Origin of the sequence: Shewanella sp. 4_MG-2023 (assembly GCF_030548015.1) — a bacterium.
Classification (GTDB): Bacteria; Pseudomonadota; Gammaproteobacteria; order Enterobacterales; family Shewanellaceae; genus Shewanella.
In genome coordinates this window covers 143,494-164,287 of record NZ_JAUORL010000007.1, presented here as the reverse complement: position 1 = coordinate 164,287, position 20,794 = coordinate 143,494, and the positions used below count along the sequence as shown (strand labels likewise).

17 protein-coding genes are annotated in these 20,794 nt (G+C 42.1%); 13 read left to right on the top strand and 4 right to left on the bottom strand.

The window, feature by feature from the left end; translation table 11 throughout:
- Positions 1 to 3: 3 nt before the first annotated feature.
- The 3 genes from ctaD to Q4546_RS06020 are packed head-to-tail and all read left to right on the top strand — an operon-like array spanning position 4 to position 3,045.
- The gene (gene ctaD / locus Q4546_RS06030; protein ID WP_303445900.1) at positions 4 to 1,608 is read left to right on the top strand and encodes a cytochrome c oxidase subunit I; all 1,605 of its coding nucleotides are present in this window, start codon (positions 4 to 6) and stop codon (positions 1,606 to 1,608) included.
- 1 nt (position 1,609) lies between these two features.
- Entirely contained in the window at positions 1,610 to 2,173 is a 564-nt protein-coding gene (locus tag Q4546_RS06025; protein WP_102440132.1) for a cytochrome c oxidase assembly protein, read from the top strand.
- Positions 2,170 to 3,045, top strand: a complete 876-nt coding sequence (locus tag Q4546_RS06020; RefSeq protein WP_076538215.1) for a cytochrome c oxidase subunit 3 — start codon at positions 2,170 to 2,172, stop codon at positions 3,043 to 3,045. Before Q4546_RS06025 ends, Q4546_RS06020 begins: the two co-directional genes overlap by 4 nt.
- A 10-nt stretch (positions 3,046 to 3,055) precedes the next feature.
- Here the strand turns inward: Q4546_RS06020 and Q4546_RS06015 are convergent, their stop codons facing one another.
- Positions 3,056 to 3,283, bottom strand: a complete 228-nt coding sequence (locus Q4546_RS06015; protein WP_076538217.1) for a DUF2909 family protein — start codon at positions 3,281 to 3,283, stop codon at positions 3,056 to 3,058.
- Between the two features lie 10 nt (positions 3,284 to 3,293).
- On the opposite strand from Q4546_RS06015, the gene Q4546_RS06010 reads away from it, so the two are divergent.
- From Q4546_RS06010 to Q4546_RS05985, 6 genes are all read left to right on the top strand, one after another.
- Positions 3,294 to 4,040, top strand: a complete 747-nt coding sequence (locus tag Q4546_RS06010) for an SURF1 family protein (protein WP_368506616.1) — start codon at positions 3,294 to 3,296, stop codon at positions 4,038 to 4,040.
- A gap of 99 nt (positions 4,041 to 4,139) precedes the next feature.
- Positions 4,140 to 4,694: a hypothetical protein gene (locus Q4546_RS06005; RefSeq protein ID WP_102440130.1), complete on the top strand. Its 555-nt coding sequence runs from the start codon at positions 4,140 to 4,142 to the stop codon at positions 4,692 to 4,694.
- Positions 4,694 to 5,674, top strand: coding sequence for a heme A synthase (locus Q4546_RS06000; RefSeq protein ID WP_303445898.1), 981 nt, complete (start codon positions 4,694 to 4,696; stop codon positions 5,672 to 5,674). The genes Q4546_RS06005 and Q4546_RS06000 overlap by 1 nt, the downstream gene beginning before the upstream one ends.
- Positions 5,675 to 5,688: 14 nt before the next feature.
- On the top strand, positions 5,689 to 6,594 hold the full coding sequence (cyoE, locus tag Q4546_RS05995; protein WP_303445897.1) for a heme o synthase: 906 nt from the start codon (positions 5,689 to 5,691) through the stop codon (positions 6,592 to 6,594).
- A gap of 112 nt (positions 6,595 to 6,706) precedes the next feature.
- Positions 6,707 to 7,339: an SCO family protein gene (locus Q4546_RS05990; protein ID WP_102440180.1), complete on the top strand. Its 633-nt coding sequence runs from the start codon at positions 6,707 to 6,709 to the stop codon at positions 7,337 to 7,339.
- A 484-nt stretch (positions 7,340 to 7,823) separates the two neighbouring features.
- Positions 7,824 to 8,834 (top strand): hypothetical protein, encoded by a 1,011-nt coding sequence (locus Q4546_RS05985; protein WP_303445896.1) that lies wholly within the window; start codon positions 7,824 to 7,826, stop codon positions 8,832 to 8,834.
- 827 nt (positions 8,835 to 9,661) lie between these two features.
- Here Q4546_RS05985 and Q4546_RS05980 read toward each other — a convergent pair.
- Positions 9,662 to 10,708 (bottom strand): polysaccharide deacetylase family protein, encoded by a 1,047-nt coding sequence (locus Q4546_RS05980; RefSeq protein ID WP_102439437.1) that lies wholly within the window; start codon positions 10,706 to 10,708, stop codon positions 9,662 to 9,664.
- A gap of 9 nt (positions 10,709 to 10,717) precedes the next feature.
- Between Q4546_RS05980 and Q4546_RS05975 the strand changes: the two genes are divergently transcribed.
- The 3 genes from Q4546_RS05975 (at position 10,718) to Q4546_RS05965 (ending at position 16,105) form a co-directional block, all read left to right on the top strand.
- Complete coding sequence (locus Q4546_RS05975; RefSeq protein ID WP_303445895.1) at positions 10,718 to 12,055, top strand: MATE family efflux transporter; 1,338 nt, start codon at positions 10,718 to 10,720, stop codon at positions 12,053 to 12,055.
- Between the two features lie 86 nt (positions 12,056 to 12,141).
- Positions 12,142 to 14,067, top strand: a complete 1,926-nt coding sequence (locus Q4546_RS05970; RefSeq protein ID WP_303445894.1) for a S9 family peptidase — start codon at positions 12,142 to 12,144, stop codon at positions 14,065 to 14,067.
- Positions 14,068 to 14,152: 85 nt separating this feature from the next.
- Positions 14,153 to 16,105, top strand: a complete 1,953-nt coding sequence (locus Q4546_RS05965; protein WP_303445893.1) for a S9 family peptidase — start codon at positions 14,153 to 14,155, stop codon at positions 16,103 to 16,105.
- 152 nt (positions 16,106 to 16,257) lie between these two features.
- Here Q4546_RS05965 and Q4546_RS05960 read toward each other — a convergent pair whose 3' ends face one another.
- Complete coding sequence (locus Q4546_RS05960; RefSeq protein ID WP_303445892.1) at positions 16,258 to 18,396, bottom strand: TonB-dependent siderophore receptor; 2,139 nt, start codon at positions 18,394 to 18,396, stop codon at positions 16,258 to 16,260.
- A gap of 565 nt (positions 18,397 to 18,961) precedes the next feature.
- Between Q4546_RS05960 and Q4546_RS05955 the strand changes: the two genes are divergently transcribed.
- Positions 18,962 to 20,041: a PepSY domain-containing protein gene (locus tag Q4546_RS05955; protein WP_102439432.1), complete on the top strand. Its 1,080-nt coding sequence runs from the start codon at positions 18,962 to 18,964 to the stop codon at positions 20,039 to 20,041.
- A 99-nt stretch (positions 20,042 to 20,140) separates the two neighbouring features.
- Here the strand turns inward: Q4546_RS05955 and Q4546_RS05950 are convergent, their stop codons facing one another.
- Positions 20,141 to 20,728 (bottom strand): type II secretion system protein, encoded by a 588-nt coding sequence (locus Q4546_RS05950; RefSeq protein WP_303445891.1) that lies wholly within the window; start codon positions 20,726 to 20,728, stop codon positions 20,141 to 20,143.
- Between the last annotated feature and the right edge of the window lie 66 nt (positions 20,729 to 20,794).

Below are 20,794 nucleotides of genomic sequence, written 5' to 3'. Positions count from 1 at the left end.
AAAATGAGCACAATTACACAAGATTCACCAGCCGCTCACGACGATCACCATGATGACCATCATCATGGGGCGCCAAAAGGCATTATGCGCTGGGTTTTAACCACTAACCATAAAGATATTGGTTCAATGTATCTGTGGTTTAGTTTCATTATGTTTTTAACCGGCGGCGCAATGGCCATGGTCATTCGTGCTGAGTTATTCCAACCCGGTTTACAGTTAGTTGAACCTAACTTTTTTAACCAAATGACCACAGTCCATGGCTTGATTATGGTATTTGGCGCAGTCATGCCAGCCTTTACCGGCTTAGCTAACTGGCTCATTCCAATGATGATTGGTGCGCCAGATATGGCACTACCGCGGATGAATAACTGGAGCTTTTGGATTTTACCTTTCGCGTTTGCGATTCTACTTAGCTCGCTATTTATGGAAGGTGGAGGACCCAACTTTGGCTGGACTTTCTATGCACCACTGTCAACAACCTATAGCCCTGATAGCACAGCATTATTTGTGTTCTCAGTACACATTATGGGCATAAGCTCGATCATGGGTGCCATTAACGTGGTGGTGACCATTGTTAATATGCGTGCTCCGGGTATGACTTGGATGAAGCTGCCATTGTTCGTCTGGACTTGGCTGATTACCGCCTTCTTGCTAATAGCAGTGATGCCGGTATTGGCAGGTGTAGTAACCATGGTACTGACTGATAAATACTTTGCCACCAGCTTCTTTGATGCTGCTGGCGGCGGCGACCCTGTGATGTTCCAGCATATTTTCTGGTTCTTTGGCCACCCCGAAGTCTACATCATGATTTTACCTTCATTCGGGATTATCTCGGCCATTATTCCCACCTTTAGCCGTAAAAAGCTTTTCGGTTATGCCTCCATGGTATACGCCACCTCAAGTATTGCGATTTTGTCCTTCCTAGTTTGGGCGCATCACATGTTCACCACCGGGATGCCAGTATTTGCAGAGCTATTCTTCATGTACTGCACCATGTTAATCGCAGTACCTACTGGGGTGAAAGTGTTTAACTGGGTTGCAACTATGTGGCGCGGCTCAATCACCTTCGAAACCCCGATGCTGTTCGCCATTGCATTCATCATCTTATTCACCATCGGTGGCTTCTCTGGCTTGATGCTAGCGATCACCCCAGCGGATTTCCAATACCATGATACGTACTTTGTGGTAGCGCATTTTCATTATGTACTGGTGACTGGCGCAGTATTCTCCATTATGGCTGCAGCATATTACTGGCTACCGAAATGGACAGGATACATGTATAGCGAAACATTAGGTCGTTGGCATTTCTGGTGCAGTGTTATTTCAGTGAATGTACTGTTTTTCCCAATGCACTTTTTAGGCTTAGCAGGCATGCCACGTCGTATTCCAGACTATGCAATTCAATTTGCTGACGTAAACCAAATTGTCTCTATTGGTGGTTTTGCCTTTGGTTTATCACAACTGATTTTCCTCGCTGTGGTACTGAAATGTATCAAGGGCGGCGAAAAAGCTGCGGATAACCCATGGGAAGGTGCTGAAGGGTTAGAGTGGACTATTGCCAGTCCTGCGCCTTATCACTCATTTACCACCCCACCAGAGGTTAAATGATATGAGCCAGCCAACAAAATCAAACCGTAATTTACTTATTGGCCTAGTACTGGGTTCAATAGGTATGTTCGGCTTTGGTTTTGCGCTAGTGCCTTTGTATGACGTGCTTTGCGATGCCTTGGGGATTAATGGAAAAACCCAAAGTACTGCCAGCAGTTATGAGGCTGTGGTGATTGATAAAGACCGTACTGTAACCATTGAGTTTATTGCCCAAGTACAAAGCAATATGCCGTGGGAGTTTGTGCCAAAAGTGAACCGCATGCAGGTTCACCCCGGCGAACTCACACGTACTGCGTTTTTAGCGAAAAACTTATCTTCAAATAACCTCGTAGGCCAAGCAATACCCTCGGTATCGCCAGGCCAAGGCGCGGCTTATTTTAATAAGACCGAGTGCTTTTGCTTCAATCAGCAACCCCTAGCAGCAATGGCCGATGCTGAATTACCGTTAATTTTTTACGTGGATGCGGATTTACCTGAATCCATTAACACATTGACTCTCTCTTATACCCTCTATGATATTACAGACAAGCAGACTGCAGCCATAGAGCAAGGAGCAGCAAGATGACAACAAAACATGAAAACTATTACGTGCCAGCGCAAAGTATCTGGCCAATTACCGGCGCTATCGGATTATTTCTGATTGCATTTGGCGCAGGTACCTACATCCAACAACTTTCAACTGAACAATCTTCTGGCGGCTACACCCTAATCGCGGGTATTGCTGTAATTATATTTATGCTGTTTGGCTGGTTTAAAAATATCATTGATGAGTCAATGTCAGGTTTATATTCAGCGCAAATGGATCGCTCTTTTAGACAAGGCATGAGCTGGTTTATTTTCTCAGAAATCATGTTTTTCGGGGCATTTTTTGGGGCATTGTTTTACGCTCGAATGGTAGCAATACCTTGGCTCGGCGGTGCATCAAATAATGCCATGACCCATGAGGTATTGTGGCCAACATTTGAAGCCATTTGGCCGCTAGTGAAAACCCCAGATGGTACCACCACTGAAGCCATGGGTTGGGGCGGATTGCCGCTGTATAACACCCTCATTCTACTGACCTCTTCAGTCACCTTGCACTTTGCCCATGTGTCGTTAGAAAAATCAAAACGTGGCGCACTGAAGGTTTGGTTAGGACTGACTATTTTGCTGGGTATCGGCTTCTTGTTTTTACAAGTTGAAGAGTATGTCCATGCCTACCAAGAAATGGGGCTCACACTCACCTCAGGGATTTATGGTAACACCTTCTTTTTGCTAACTGGCTTTCACGGTATGCACGTCACCTTAGGCACAGTATTTCTAATAATCCTGTTCTTTAGAGTATTGAAAGGTCACTTCACCCCAGATAATCATTTCGCCTTTCAATCCGGAAGTTGGTATTGGCATTTTGTTGATGTGGTGTGGTTATGCTTATTTATTTTCGTGTACGTCTTATAAGGCTGCAAAGCTAATAAGGTCTAGGATTTGGGCTTATCCAGCCAAATCCTAAGGCCAGTAACAATAACAACATCACTAACGCAGAAAAGATCACTCGACGACCTAAATATTGGCTCATAGATTGTTTATTTTCCGCTTTAACCATAATAAATAGGGCTCTGGCTAAATTAAATAATATGAATACAAGCAGCAGTACTAAAACAAGCTTGAAAATAACTAAGGTATCTAAGGTTCCCACGGGCTCTCCTTTGCGCGTTTGGCGACTTTCTACTGGGTTATTGCTAGTTGTTACTGTGAGTGTGTTTTCTATTTTGGTCAAGCTCGGTTTATGGCAACTTGATAGAGGAATTCAAAAACAAGCTTGGCAAGCCACCTTAAGTGAAAGGCAAGCGTCCAGTGAATTGGATTACCACACTTTTTTAACGCTAGATAGCAGCGGTCCACTAACGGGTTATCGCATTAAAGTCACCGCTAAGCCCGTTAATGAACAAATATTACTGCTTGATAATCAAGTTTATAACGGCCAAGTGGGTTATCTGGCTTATCAAGTATTTGCAATATCAGCCACAGAGCCATGGCTACTGGTTGAACTAGGCTTTACTGCAGCGAATAAAGACCGCCGCATATTACCCGATTTAGCGCCATTGCCTGCGGCGCAATATCAGCTCACAGGTCGAGTGTATCAGCGCCAAACCAATCCCTTAAGTGACCAACTTTATGTGGAACAATTTACAGTAGAAAACCGTGACGTGATCCGTTTTCAAAATTTAAATCTCGTGGCCTTAGCAGAGAAAATAGGTCATCAACTGGCACCGGCAGTACTGCAGCCAGATATAACACCGAACATGACACTAGCAAAACCATGGACACCTATTCCACTGTCAGCCCAAAAACACCAAGGCTATGCATTGCAATGGTTCACCATGGCAGCAGTATTTTTATCGCTAATGCTATGGCTTGGTTGGAAAACATTTAAGCCTAAAATTAAGACCTAAAGTTAAAACCTAAATACAAGAGTAACTAAATTAAAAATAGTGACTTAAGTAAAAAAAACTCATCCTATAACAAAAACAGTCGTAACAAGAGGAGCAAGTATGAACTCCCCAGCAAAACCTAAAGGTAACAAGACATTATATCTACTGCTGCTGGTATTTATTTTACCGGTGGCTATGGCTAAATTAGTCTTGAGCCTAGATTTATATAACGGCGCCGCCACTAACAAAGGTGAGCTAATCGGCGCACAACTTAATTATCAAACCTTAGCCATGACCAACCCGCAGCCGCATATGTGGCAGCTGGTGTATTTATTACCAAACCAATGCCTAGAACAATGTCAGCAACGTTTGTATGTCATGCATCAAAGCCATATCGCCTTAGGTAAACATCAAGATCGCGTCAGCCCAATTATTTTACTCACCCCAGATAGCGACACCGCAATTTTAACTAAACTGCAAGTGCCGTTTGCTACAGCCAGTGCCAGCCCTGCAATGGCCGCATTACTGACAGAGCAGCAAATGATTATTGTCGATCCCCTTGGCAGCCTAGTCATGAAATACCCAGGTATTATGGGCGAGCAAGAAAATATTGCCCAAGGTAAGTCGATGATTGGCGATTTACGTAAGATGCTTAAACTATCGAGGGTCGGGTAATGGTGATAAAAAACCTGCTCAAATTTACCTTAGTATTTACCTTTACGGTGATATTAATGGGTGCCTACACTCGGCTGTCAGATGCAGGGCTTGGCTGCCCTGATTGGCCAGGTTGCTATGGTCATCTTGTGGTGCCTAGCGCGCCTGATGCAATAGCAAAAGTTGAGACTGCATTCCCAAATCAAACGCTAGAGCCTGACAAGGCGTGGCTGGAAATGATCCACCGCTATATCGCTGGCACTCTTGGATTACTGATTTTAACCATCCTTATCATCTGCTTAAAAAGAGCCGATGCGCCCAAAAAGCTACCCATACTGATTTCCGCCCTACTGCTCTTTCAAGCCGCCTTAGGTATGTGGACCGTCACCATGAAATTAATGCCCATCGTAGTCATGGGGCATTTAATTGGTGGCTTTAGTTTATTCGCTTTACTGCTACTGCTGTATTTACGTACCCGGCCACTGCGGATCCCTGGTGGTGACACTTATGCCAGAAAACTCGCCCCCTTTGCCATGTTCTGCTTAATTGTACTGGCGGTTCAAATTATTTTGGGCGGCTGGACGTCATCGAATTACGCAGCATTAGCCTGTACCGCCCTGCCAATATGTGAAGGTAACTGGGTCGATAATCTGCAATTTGCTGATGCTTTTTCACCGTTTCAAGGGACACATCCAAGCTTTGAATATGGCGTATTGGAATACCCTGCCCGCATGACAATCCATGTTACTCATCGTATTTGGGGCGTGATTACCGCTGCCTGTTTAGTGTGGTTAGGATTTAAATTACTTAAAGCACGCTCTCGCACAATACGTAAAAGTGCTTGGCTGTTATTTGCCCTAGTGATCATTCAAGTGGGCCTTGGCATCAGCAATATTGTCATGCATTTGCCTTTAGGGATTGCTGTATCGCACAACGGCGGCGCAGCGCTATTGTTACTTACCGTTATTTTCATCAACTACGCGCTGTGGCGTAAAGCTTAAGCAAGGATTCTATTATGGCTAAATCTCTGTCTATACCAGCAAGCACCAGCAGCGCGCAATTACCTTGGCGCGCCTATTTTGAAATGACCAAACCCAAAGTGGTCGCCCTGATGTTACTGACAGTACTAGTGGGAATGTGCTTAGCATTGCCCGGCGCAGTGCCATTGCAGCCGCTTATCTTTGGCATGATAGGCATAGCCATGATGGCGGGGGCAGCGGCGGCTTATAACCACTTAATTGATCGCCGCATTGATGGTTTAATGGCGCGTACCTATAACCGCCCATTACCAAAAGGCAAGGTCTCGGTAATCAAAGCCATGACCTTTGCCACTTCTATCGGCTTAGGCGGTTTTGTTATTTTGTTTACCTTAGTTAACCCACTTACCGCATGGTTAACCTTTGCCAGCTTAATCGGTTATGCAGTGGTGTATACCGCTTATCTTAAGCGCGCTACCCCGCAAAACATTGTCATTGGCGGCTTAGCTGGGGCAATGCCACCTTTATTGGGTTGGACTGCTGTCACCAACGAATTACATGGCAACGCACTATTACTGGTTATCATCATCTTCACTTGGACGCCGCCGCATTTTTGGGCACTGGCGATTCACCGTAGAAAAGAATACGCCAAAGTCGATGTCCCAATGCTGCCAGTCACCCATGGGGTTGAGTTTACTAAAACTTGTATCTTGTTATATACCTTGTTACTGGCTATTGCCTGTTTATTGCCAGTACTGGTTGGCATGTGTGGCCCCGTTTATCTTGTGGGTTCAACCATTCTAAGTTGTGGCTTTATTTATAAAGCCTGGCAACTTAAGTATCACGACAAACCAGGGCTGGCGATGGATGTGTTTAAGTTCTCGATTTATCACTTAATGATTTTATTTTTAGTGCTATTAGTTGATCACTACTTATGGGTATAACTCGCTTTATCAGTGCTTATCGCCATGGTGAAGTTGAAGATAAAAACAGTGAACGTAAAGATAAAAATAATGGAGTGAATGAGTGAAAAAAATTATCGCGTTAGCTTTCATTATGCTGGGCTTGGGCGTCGCTGTTGCTACGCTTTTCCCTAGTCAAAAAAGTTCATCCGCAACAATCGCCACTGCCACTAAATCAAGGCCGGATCTGGCACTTGAAACAAGTTATTTGTTTGATAACCCAAGACCACTGGCACCTTTTAGTATGCAAGACCAATTGGGGAATACCTTTACCAATGAGCAGCTTTTAGGTAAGTGGAGTTTAGTATTTGTCGGCTTTACTTCATGCCCAGATGTTTGCCCAACAACCCTTAATAAACTCAATGCCGCCTACCCAGAGTTGCAAGCAGTAAGCGACAATATTCAAGTGGTGTTTGTGTCAGTGGACCCCGCAAGGGACAGCCAAACTAAACGTTTAGATTACATCAATTTTTTTAACCGCGATTTCAAAGCCGTTACTGCCGATCACGCTCAGCTATTTCCTTTTACTCGTGATTTAGGTTTTGCCTACGCCATGGTTGGCGACGGCGAAGATTACCAAGTGGATCACAGCGCCAGCTATGTTTTAGTATCACCACAAGGGGAAAAGTTTGCAGTGTTTAAACCTAAAGCCCAACCCGGGAAAATACCACAGATTTTGAATAAAGAGCTGGTTGCGGATCTAAAGCAGATTATTGAAAGTGCTTAAGGTTTTTATATAGGTATTGAAATATAACAAAGCCTCAATATGAAAATATTGAGGCTTTTTGTTTTGACGAGGACTGATGTAGTAACTCATTTGTGGACAATTCCGAGTTACGATGAACAAGTGCAGCTGAACTTTCTGATAACTTATTCTATGCCAAACACATCAATTGACTACAAAAGTAGTGGCCAGTTTTGCTGAACCACTACAAGAGAAGCTCTGATCAGTTTTTGTTGACCAGAGCACCTCGGGTTTGAGCTTGCCTTTGAGTACACATAACGGTAACATTTAATACTTTAGTGCTACAAGTTGACCGCTGAATAATACAAAATTATTGTCTGGGCATGCGGTTCAATACTTCAAGGGTGAAATATAGCCATTAACCTATATAGCTAGCTGCCGATTTAAAAATCAAACAGCGCTCTTTTAGAAGTTTTTATTCATTAACCCTCGACGAATTAACATTTTTATAAAGGAAAAAACATTAATGAAAAAAGCAGTCTGTATGCCGTTGCTATTTACTATGGCTGTATCCATGAGTGGGTGCAAGAGTATGGATCTACAATCATATTTGGGTGATTTTGAACCCAGTGCTAACGACATATATAATGGAACCATTGCTTTTTGTTCAATACCCTACGACAGCTTAACTAGTAAGGTTGGAAATAGCTCATCTAAATCGCCAGAAGAACGAAAAGCTTACAAGGATCGCGTTTGGAGTAATTGGGAAGATAAGAGAAAAGAGTTAATTGCACATTTCGAAAGTAAACAATTTACAATGTCTCAATCCGCAAGTTTTTCTACTTTCGACGAAGCAACAGGGTTGATGAAATTAAGTGAAAAAGGCCACGTTACAGGAAAAGCATCTTCGGAAAGAAGCGCAATTCCCAATAAAGTAGCCTTTAATACCTATGATGGCTGGTTTTCACCAAAGTTACCGACAGGATGGGTCCCTTATCAAGCTGGTACCAGCAGACAACATGAAGATGCCCGTAAAGTAAGGTTTGCTCTTAACACATTTGGTAAATCAGTTAATGGTTGGGGTAATGATGTTTACGTTATCAATGATTATGATGATTTCAGTAACCCATATCATGAGACGCGAATAGCTGACTACGGTGGCACAGGTTTGAACAGACTAAGTGTTTCTCAGAGTAACAGTAAGCATCCTTTAAGCATCTCGGTAGGTGGTACAGGTTCAGTAAAAAACGTTCGTTATCCTAATAAATTAATGAGCGTTTTGTTTGATACAAATAGATGGTATGAAAATATCGAGTCGCCTGTTTTATTAAAAAATGAATCTTTTTATTTAGATACTAAGAAAGTCAACATTTACGATACATTTGGTGTCTATCCTGATATAGGTAAAGCGTCCATTGATATAACTTACACCTTTAAGTTTACTGGGTGTAGTCAAGGTCAGCTATTAGCTGAAGTGAATGAGATCTCCATAACTCCCATAAATAGCTTCAAAGAGATATACAAAGCTAATCTGTAATTTAGTCGTTTCTTATTAAAGGCAGGAACCCTTACAGAGGTGTTCCTGCCTTTACTTCAATCGTTTCCACTATCTGTAGTGGTACAGCAAATGTGGCCACATAGGCAGAGTTCTATGCATGAGGAAAAGTAACTCAAACTTCTAGGCTTAAAATTTGATGAAATTCCTTTCTATCAAACTTTGGGGCATAAACGAGTTACCAGCACCAACTTTATACTTCATTTTTATTGGCTAAATTACGGAAGACCATAACTTCAACTTAATCCATTGCCTGCCGCAGGTGATGTATAGGATATACAAATGTCGCGATCACATGGATGTGAAAGAGCGACCTTATGTGCAGATACAACTGCGAGACGCTGCAAGTACGTCCATGTAAGCTCTGTCAAAACATCCCTGTTTTGGAAGCTCGCTGCTGCATCTACACTGGGATTTTCATTTCTTCGATTTGACTGTATTCGTGATAAATTTAAGAGCTAAAAGGCTCAAAAGATCAAGAGTCTAATCTGCTAAAAGGCTCAATTTGAATTGAGGGCGTTGAAGAAAATAGCGTGATGCTCACATGGATGTGAGCATAGCTTTCGCGGTGCATGGATGCACCATCGGAAGCGTTAGCATTTTCGAATAAGTCTGAAGTTAGCAAAAAACGAAGTAAAAAGCTGGATCAATCCCCATCGAAAATCATGCGCTTTTCAGCATTTTTCGTCGGGGGCGGCAGGGTGATCCAAGAGGGTATTGCTGTTGATACCCTTTTGGTCGGGTGTGGGTGGAAAACCCACGATGTTAATCCAAACGGAGATTGGAAAAATAGCACCCAAAGAAAGAAGTTATTCTGTCGGCCAACTGCCATCATTATTCGGTCTTAACCAGGCTTGCGAAAACCAATAATAACCTGACTTAGTTTTACTCGGTGCAGTGCAGTTATAACGGCTTCGACCTGCAGGTAAGTTTGCTGAAGCTTGAATATTAAACTCAGTTTCAGAAACCCAAGTCGGCTTTTTAGCGCCTTGGCCTTGGACAAAACACATCACCTGATGCGGGTAAATATCAGTGGTGTCCAGCTCAACGGTTAGCTCAGGTCGCCACTGACCTTGGCTTAACTGTGGGTCAGTGATATTTTGCTTCACCACCGGCATATTGAGGCTAGTAAACTTGACTTTTAAACTGTCTAAATCAGCATAAGGGCCCGCCACAGGAAAACGTGGCAGCGCAGTCAGTATTGAGTATTTTCCCGCGGCGCCAGATTGTTGCCCTAAACCAATAAAGGCGTGCTTTTTCAGAATATCTTCAACATCGCTATTGTACTCACCATATGGGTAAGCCAGCATTTTTACACTCTGACCGGTATGCTTGTTAATTTCCGCTTCCGTTGCTAGCAAGTTTGCTTCGATTCTATCAAGCCATTGCTGCTTAGATTCGCCATCAAGCTTACGATTTAGATGCTCATGGGCCCAGCTATGGTTGGCGATTGTAGCGCCCTTTTCAGTGAGCGTTTTAATATCATCCCAACTCATCATGCCGCGATAGCCTTTTTCAATCGGCTCTACTGACACAAATACTGTATAAGGAAAATCATATTTGGCTAATATGGGCGCCGCAGCCATACCGATACTGTCATAGCCATCATCAAAGGTAATAACGATGCTTTTATCCGCTAATGGCGTGTTATTCTTTAGCGCATTTACCGCTTGGGTTAATGGAATGATGGTAAACTCGTTTTCAGCAAGGTATTGCATTTGCTCTTCAAATTGAGCTGGCGTCACACTGGTACTTGCAGGTGTAGTTTCTGACACATGATGATATTGCAAGATCACCACGGCATTGGCATTAAGTGATATTAACCACAATAACCCCAATAGAGTTCGTTTTAACATATTATTCCTATGTCCATAAAAGCATTACTTTTTAACAGCCAAAAAAACCGGCAGCTTTTTGCTTTAGCCTTGCCGATGATTTTATCGAATATCACCATACCGTTATTAGGTTTAGTCGATACCGCAGTCATCGGCCATTTAAGTGAGGCCTATTATTTAGGCGGGGTGGCGCTTGGCAGCACAATTATTACTTTAATTGTCTGGTTGCTGGGCTTTTTGCGCATGTCCACCACGGGGCTGGTCGCCCAAGCTTACGGCGCCAATGATACCGTAACTCAGCAAAAATTGCTGGTGCAAGGCGCTTGCCTTGCATTGCTGTTTGGTGGCGCAGCAGTGTTATTGCAGCAACCGCTGCTCGATTTTGCCATGTCTTTAAGCCAAGCCAGTGCGCAGGTGCAGCAATTTTGCCGCGAGTACGTAGAAATTCGTATTTGGTCGGTGCCATTTGCACTCTTAAATTTGGTGTTACTTGGCTGGTTACTGGGCAGGCAAGCGCCCAAGGCGGCAATGTGGCAGTTAATCATCGCCAATATCGTCAATATCGTTTTAGATGTAGTGTTTGTGATTGGCCTAAATTGGAATGTAAAAGGCGCCGCGCTTGCCTCTGTTATCGCTGATATGTGTGCCTTTACCGTTGCAGCTGTCATTGTAAAACGCGCTTTATATCAACAGGCTGATTTTAGTTTGCGTCAGTTAATGGTTCATATCAGCTTAAAAGGCTATTCACGCTTATTAAAATTAAATCGCGATATCTTTATTCGCAGTTTATGTTTGCAAGCCAGCTTTACCTTTATGACTTTTTACGGTGCGGGCTTAGGTGATGACATCATTGCCGCTAATGCGGTGCTGCTTAATTTACTGATGCTGATCTCTTACGCCTTAGATGGCATAGCTTATTATGCCGAAGCCGAAGTGGGCCGCGCGGTGGGGCAAAAAAACCTCAATTTATTACATGACTCAGTGACCCTTGCTGCGAGTTGGTCAGCGCTATTTGCCTTAGGCTTTAGCCTGTTATTTTATTTTGCGGGTAGCAATATCATTGGCTTACTCACCAATATTGAGCTGGTGCAACAACAAGCCGAGCATTACTTGATCTGGTTGGTATTCATGCCATTGCTGGCATTTGGGTCCTACTTATTTGATGGGGTTTATATTGGCGCAGCTCAAGGTAAAATAATGCGTAATAGCATGATTTTATCGACCTTTGGGGTGTTTTTTCCCTGTTGGTATTTACTTCAAGAATACGGCAATAATGCCCTGTGGGCCGCCATGAGCGCCTTTATGTTATGCCGTAGCCTGTCGTTAGCACTGCATTACCGCTACAGTGACTGCTTTAAACAGCTATAAGCGCTCTTTATTATTGAATTAACAGTAGATTTATCAGCCCCGCGACTGATAACATCTAGTTAACAACAATAATAGGGATGATTTTAATGAAACGGATTTTTAGCTTACTAGTGACGCTTTGGCTATGCTCAGCTTCAGTTAGCGCCCAACAATTACCGCTGGAAGCATTTGCCAGCATTCCAGATGTTAGCCATGTGACCATGTCACCTAATGGCAAAAAAATAGCTTCTTTAGTCCGCTTAAATACCAATGAAATGAAAGGCTCTATTATTAATATCCTTGATATTGATAGCCGTGAGTCTTTTTATCCACTGCAAACAGATAATGAAAAATTTGTGATTTTATCACTGCAATGGGCCAGTGATGATGCCTTATTAATCAAAGCTAAATTCCCTGCTGTACGCTACGGCACGCCAACTACAGAAACGAGGTTGATGAAGTATTCTATCAGTAAAAATAAAACCTCTAGCATTATCAGCAGTCGCTCTCTTAAAAAATTCAAATGGATGCCGCAAATCCAATCTAACATCATCGACTATTTGCCAAATGATAAAGAAAAACTGTTACTGGGCATTAGTGGTTTAGGTAACAAGCCCAATTTTGAGTCGGTTATTAACATCAACTTGAACAATGGAGCTTTCAAGTTTGTGCAACCAGCAGAACCAAATATCCAAGACTGGATAACCGATAGACAGCATAAAGTCAGAATTGGCATTTATCACAAAGATAGTCAGTTCAGAATTTACGAACAAGCTGACACAGGTGAAGATAGACGTGTTTTATGGGAATTTGAGGCCTTTGCTAAGGAACAAGTTTGGCCGATGGGCTTTGCGCAAGACCCCAATATTCTTTATGTAAAAGCATATCATGATGACTTATTGGCTATTTTTAAGGTTAACTTAACCGACCCAAAACTAACTAAAGAATTGGTGTTTAGCAGAGAGTCCTATGACGTTGAAGGCTCATTAATTTACTCAAGTCTCAAACAAAGAGTCATCGGCATTAATGACAGTGACGAATCTGAATATACATTTTGGGATGACGAATACGTTCGCTTAGCTAATGGGCTAAATAAAGCGTTACCAGACTATCGTAATTACATCACCCAATTTAGTGACGATGAACGCCGCTATATTGTCTACTCAACCAATGCCAAAGAAGCGGGTATTTATTTCTTTGGTGATCGTGATGCCGGTGAGTTACTCCCTATCGCATACCGCTATAAAGAGTTAAACCCTGAATTATTAGCTGATACTAAAACCCTGACTTATAAAGCCAGAGACGGCTTAGAAATCGAAGCTTTTCTAACGACGCCCCAAAACAAAGAAGCTAAAAACCTACCTACTATTATTTTCCCCCATGGCGGCCCTATTAGTTATGACTCAAATAGCTTTGATTATTGGACCCAGTTTCTAGCCAACAGAGGCTATGCAGTACTGAGAATGAACTTTCGAGGTTCATCTGGTTACGGCTTTGACTTTATGCAAGCAGGGTTAAAAAGCTGGGGCTTGGATATGCAAAACGATGTTGAAGATGGTACCCGCTGGCTGATGGAGCAAGGTATTTCAGACCCTAAAAAAATATGCATTGTCGGCGCCAGTTATGGCGGTTATGCCGCACTCATGGGTGTGGCTACCACCAAAGATTTATACCAATGTGCAGTCAGTGTGGCGGGTGTCACCGATGTGGAGTATTTAGTCAAGTCTTCAAGACGTTACACTAATTTTGAAATCGTTAAAAAACAAATTGGTGATGACTATGATGCCCTATATGAGCGCTCACCATTAAGCAAAGCTAAAGACATTCATGTCCCAGTGTTACTTATTCACGGCGATAAAGATCGCGTGGTGCGCGTGCAGCACAGTGAAGATATGTTTGATAAGTTAGACGACCTAAAAAAGCCTGTGGAATATATCGAACTTGAAAACGGCGATCATTATTTAAGTAATAATGATCATCGGATTCAGACCTTTATCGCCATTGAAAAGTTTTTACATCAAAATTTACATTAAGCTTTAAATTCAGAACAGTACCCAGTAAATCAACACTGTGGTACTGATTCTTTATCAAAAAAACGTTTAAGAGAAACAATCAATAATGAAATGGATTTCCATACTAATCACCACTTTGGTGCTAAGTCAGCAAGCTTTGGCTGCCGATAATACTCCCCCAAAAACTGCCCCTAAACTCCCCGTTGAAGCCTTTGCCAGTATTCCCGATGTCAGCACTGTAAAGCTGTCACCAAATGGTAAACACATAGCATCGTTAATTTTGGACGATAGCGCCGAAGAGCCACATAAGATTGTGGCGCTGTTTAATACCGAAACGGGTCAGTTTCATATACCGCTTAAAAATGACCATGAACGCTATACCATTTTTAATTTAACCTGGGCCAGCGATGAAATCTTGCTCATTGCAGCCACTTTGCCTTCGAAACGTTTTGGAAAAAATGCTAATGAAAGTTTGCTGATAAAGTACAATATAAAAACCGGTGATGTGGGCAGCGTATTAACTAAAAAAGCCCTTAAACGTTTTAAGTTTAATCCTCAATTTCAGCATCACATTATCGATTTACTCCCTAAAGATCCTCAGCACATTTTGCTATCTGTTGCCGGATTTAGTGAGCGAGTGAATGAAGATAGCGTGGTAAAAGTTAACTTGTATTCCGGTAGGGTTTCCACTGAACAATACTATCGAGAGCATGTTATCGGATGGATGACCGATCAACAACACAAGGTGCGTATTGCCACTTATCGAGACCCTGATACCACCGAATATAGAACCTACGAGCAAAGTGAAGCCAATGGTGAATTACGTTTACTTTGGAAACACGAAGCATATTCAGAAGACAGCGTTATTCCTCTAGGATTTGACGTAAACCCCAATATTCTCTTCGTCAAAGCTTACCAAGATGGTTACTTTGCCATTTTTAAAGTTGATCTTAGGGATCCTACACTTCATAAAGAACTCGTATTTAGCGAAGACAATAGTGACGTTAATGCACAATTGCTGCACTCTAATATCACTCGAGAGGCCATTGGTATTGCCGCAGGTATCGATAATGAATATCACTTTTGGGATCAAGATTATCAAAAACTGATCAAGCGCTTAAAAAGCGCATTACCCGAAACCCAAAACTACCTGACTCAGTTTAGTAAAAATGAACGCCGTTATATTGTTTTTGCTACAAGTCCTACTCAACCAGGGTTGTATCTTTATGGCGATCGCGATGCAAACAGGCTAGAAGTGATTGCGACCAAGTATTCGCAACTCACGCCAGATGTATTAGTCCAACCTCAAGCAATGAGTTATACCGCCAGAGATGGTTTAGAGATACCTAGCTACCTTACATTGCCCAAAGGACGTGAAGCGAAGAACTTACCTACCATTATTTTTCCCCATGGTGGCCCTCACTCTTATGTTGTTGAAAAATTTGATTATTGGGCACAATTTTTTGCTAACCGCGGCTATGCGGTGTTGCAAATGAACTTTAGAGGCTCTGCCGGTTACGGACTTGAGTTCACGACTGCAGGACATAAAAACTGGGGTAAAGAAATGCAAACTGATGTGGAGGATGGCACCCGCTACTTAATCGACCAAGGTATCGCCGACCCTAAAAGAATATGCATAGTCGGGGCAAGCTATGGTGGTTACGCCGCCATGATGGGCGCAGCTATGACCCCTGAATTATACCAATGTGTGATCAGTTTTGCAGGAGTCTCTGATGTAGAAGACCTCGTCAAGCTATCCCGTTTTTATACTAGTCATGAGATGGCTAAAAAGGTGTTAGGAGATGATTATGACGACCTGTATGAACGCTCTCCGATTTATCATGCTGATAAAATTAATGTGCCCATTTTATTAATCCATGGTGATAATGACAAAGTGGTACAGGTGAGCCAAAGCCGAGATATGTATCGAAAATTAACCTCGTTAGATAAACAAGTCGAATATGTTGAAATCGATAATGCCAATCACAACTTATCCAACAACCAACACCGTTTAATGACCTTTAAAGCTATCGATAAGTTCTTATCTAAAAACCTATAATTGAAGCAATGAAAAAGGCCCGCACATATTGGTATATGTGCGGGCCTTTCTATTAAAAATTTTTACCCTATTACTTAACGCAAGTTCTCAGCTAAAGCATTTAACTAAAGCACTTAACTAAAGCACTTAACTAAAGCATTTAACTAAAGCGATTAAAACTTAGCTTCAAATGCAAGGCTGAAATGTCTGCCATCACCTACGGTGACGTCGGTGTTGGTGCCGCCATCTAGGTATTCAGTATCAAATAAGTTTTTGATATTAAAGCGTACATTCATATCTGTATTGTGAACCGCAAATGAGTAAGCTGCGCCAAAATCAAATCTAACATAGTCATCTTTAACTATGGTGTTTTGAGTATTGGCAAAACGCTCACCGACATAGATAGCACCAAAGTTAAGTGCGACATCATCGGTAACTTCGTAACGAGTCCAGATATTTGCTGACCATTCAGGTGCATCTACCGGGGTTTTACCGTCTAGCTGTTCAGTATCTTGGCTGCTAGTGACATATTTTGCATCTAGATACATCATTGAGCTGGTGACGAATACATTGTCACTGACTTGTCCTTGAGCGCCCATTTCAAAACCACGGTGATGCTGCTTACCGCTTTGGGTGGTGATGTACTCATGCTCGCCAATAGGTTGCTCTAATTGTTCGCGCACTGTAACGTTGGTCACTGTGGTGTCAAAAACTGCACCAGTTAATAGTAAGCCGCCATCATACAGTTCCCATTTGGTACCGATTTCATATTGCTCACCGTACTCTGGGTCTAAGTTCATACCATTATTTACATCGTCTTCATTGTTAACGATTGACTGAGGATTGAAACTTTTGGCGTAGTTTACATAGATGCTGCCGTTATCTGAAGGCGAGTAAATAACCCCAAACTTAGGTGACACGGCATAGCTATTTTCACCATCGCCGTCTTTTTTCTGCTCGTCATAACGCAGGCCTGCCAGTACTTGCCACTGATCATTAATGGTCATTAAGTCTTGTACATAAAAACCATAATGCTTATAGCTTGACTCTGACTTAGTGGTGTCTCTGTTGTAATCCAGATCAGGTCTAGGTACATAACCACCCGGCTGAACCATCTGCGCGTCATCGCGGTCAATAAGTTGACCATAGTAATAATCGAGAATGTTAGCACCAACTAACAATTGATGTTCCATGCCAAAGCCATTTACGACACCAGTGAAATCCATATAAGCGGTTTTAAGCTGCCAATCATCGTGGCGATCAAACGCCTTAATTTGGTAACCATCGGTAGTTGGATCCATACCTGCCACCATCGATGGAGACGAATCTAAGCGCTGACGGGTAAATGATTGATGGTTATAACCTGTGGTCATTTTCCAATCATCTGATACATACCAGGTTAAATCAGCACCCAGGTTTTGCACCTCGTTGTCAGTAAAGGCCCACGACATATCCCAGATATCTTCGCGATCACCAACTAAGTCACCGTTACCATCTAACCAGCCACCGCTATCGATACCGGTTTTATCATCGGTGTAATCATAGGTCAGTGATAACATCACATCATCATGCAGGTCGAATTCAAGGTTTAAGTACCCTAAGAAACGGTCACGTTCTTGAGTATCATCGCCCTCACCGTCCTGGTATTCACGCCAGTATTTTGTATCTTGCTTAACTAATACAGTGCGGTAACGGATTGACTCAGCATCATTTAACGCGCCGCCTGCATCAAGTTGAAAACGAGTTGAGCCGTTCTCATCGGTATCGAACCCAAAGTCAAACATGGTTTCAGAGGTGGCCTTTTTGGTCACCATATTAATCAAGCCACCTGGGCCTGATTGGCCATAAAGCATGCTTGATGGGCCTTTTAAGACTTCGACTTGCTGCAAGGTTTCAATCGGCTGCACATAGTGCGAAAACTGCTGCTGACCATTAATTAAAAAGCCACTGCCAGAATCTAATTCAAAGCCACGAATATTAAATACTTGGCGGTTCCACTTTTCACTGCCGCCGGTCACACTTGAGTCGTTAACTAATACTTCAGATAAATTAGTTGCTAACTGCTCATCAGTGACAAAATCTGGAATAACGTTCACTGATTGCGGCGTATCCATCAAGGCAATATCACCCCGCATGGCGCCTGATGACGAGCCTACTTTGTAATTATTAAAATTCATGCCTGTTACTTGAATTCGCTCAATGTTCAACTCGAAATCTAAGCCGTTATCAGTGTCATTAGTTGCTTCTTCAGCCGCTAATGAAGCTGAGGCTAAACTGGCAACAACAGCAAATGCAATAGGTGAGATTTTCATACAAAGTAGCCCTTTAAATGGCAGTAGTCGTTAATGAGATGGATTATCATTTGCATTACGGCGAAAGTGAAGCCATTTATTTAACAGAAGTAAATAACTGTGAACAAGGACACTGTTGTAAGTAAATTGTAGAAAGTTTACCTGAATAAATGTTGCATAAATGGATTAACTAATGTTCATCCAAGCTAGATGAGTTTAATCGCCAAAACTAATACAGATATTAATTATTTAAACAAAGTTACACAAAATCAGAAATTAACAAATATTAAACATGTGTGTTTGTTAGCTTAAATTTCATTATTTTTCGAAAACCTCACTTAATAGCAGCTAAAAAAATTCATTACCAAGAATTTTTATTCAAATAAACTTTTAGCTTTATACGCCCTCTACAGCTTTAAATGTGACCTCGACAACACAATGACACTTATATGCCACTCTTTACATTTCTTTAATTGCAGTTGCAAATGAGATTAATTATCATTACCCATATAGCGTGTCAGTCATAATTGTTAGCTGCTAACTTTTGTCATTGTCATCCATAAATATTTAACCTGAGAACGTAAATATGAAAGTTGTACCCGCTTTAAAGTGGTTCCATAATTGGGTCGGTTTTGTCATTAGTATTTGTATGCTGATAGTGCTGACAACGGGAGTGTATCTCGGCGGCATGGACATGCTAAAAAGAATGGATGATAAAGGCCAAACCTATGTGCCGTTAACCATTGAGCAAAAAGCACAAGCCACTGAGTATATTTTTGAGCATTACCCAAAAATGAGCAGTGTACGTTTTCCTACCGAACATACCCCTTACCTTGAAGCTGCTACCCGTGGGCAATCTATCGCTTTTGATAGCGAGTTCAATGAAATCTCCCATTACAAGGTGACAGAAATTCCGCTTTGGACCACGATGTTTTGGTTGCACAGAAACTTCTTACTGGGTGATATTGGTAAATACGTTAATGCATGGGCATCGTTCATTGGTGGCGTCATTACCCTAGTGGGTATTTACCTTTGGTGGCGAGTACGTAAAGGTTTTAGACTCAAGCACTCTATTCCAAAAGACACCAAATCAAGCAGCCTAGTTAAAAGCCACATTCAATTAGGTTTATTCATATCAGTGCCACTGTTTTTACTCTGTATTACCGGCTTTTTGATTACTTATAAAGGCTTATGGATGGATGCGCTCAAGCACAAGCCAACCGCAGAAATTAATTATCCAGTAAGTAAAGCTAACGATTGGCAAAGCCAGCTACAAACCGCGCAAGATTTATGGCCTGAATCGTTATTAGTATCGGTTAATAAACCAAGGCAGAAAAAACCCGATCCTGATGCACCAAAGGCGGCTAAACCTCAAGCGATGAATTACAGTATCAACTTTGATAGTCATGCTGATGTCTGGCTTAGAAATGCTGACAGTATCACCATGGATCATCAGCACGGCAAAATCGTATCAAGCCTGAAGCACAGCGATAGAAACTTGTCAGGTCAAGTGGCCAGCTTTGTTAGACCACTGCATGACGCATTGAATATGCCACTTAAATACGTTGTATTTATTACATTAGTCGCAGTGGTTGGTACCTTGATTCTATTATTCAGCACAGTCACTTTTTATCGACGTATATTCAAGTCAAAAAAGAAAAAGTAGCCACCTAAATTCATTTGATATTATTAAATTACAGCTATAAAAATAGCGGCTTAAAGCCGCTATTTTTATTATGTCGCATTTGATAAATAACTATCCGATTTATTCATCGATATAGGCTTGAACAGTCCCTTCTACCGAGTCATAGACAATTTTTATCTCTGCACTATTTCGACCTGCAGTATCACCAAGCGTTCGCAGTACATAAGTACATTGGGTCTCACCTGTACCGCCCGCAGCTGCATGTCGATATGATTCAAAATCCACATCATCCGAAGTATTTCTAATGGCAACCGATGGTGGGCTTTCTATCAAAGCGTTCCAAAGATCGACACACCCTTGCTGACCTTGACCAATATTGACAGGGTTGGCCATAGGGTTGTTTTTACCTGTGCCTAACGGATAGCCAAAAGCATTCATGTCGAGATCGTTATTGGCAAAGTCAGGTAGATCATTCATTGGATCGCTGCCACCAATAATTTGCCAACGTGTATGGGAAAAAGTAACCGACTGCTCAAAGGATGCCGCTACCGCCTTTACTCGGCTTATTTCAGCATCACGTTTTACATCTATAAATTTACTCGCCGCTATTACTGCTAAAATAGCCAATACAATAATAACCACTACCAGCTCAATTAAGGTAAAGCCTTGCATTTTTAACGGTTTAAATTGAGTTGTTTTTTCTGCCATGAAGTTATCCTGCTCCGTTTTCATACTTAAGTTATAGCACAAGGCTCCCACTCAGCGTAAGTGACG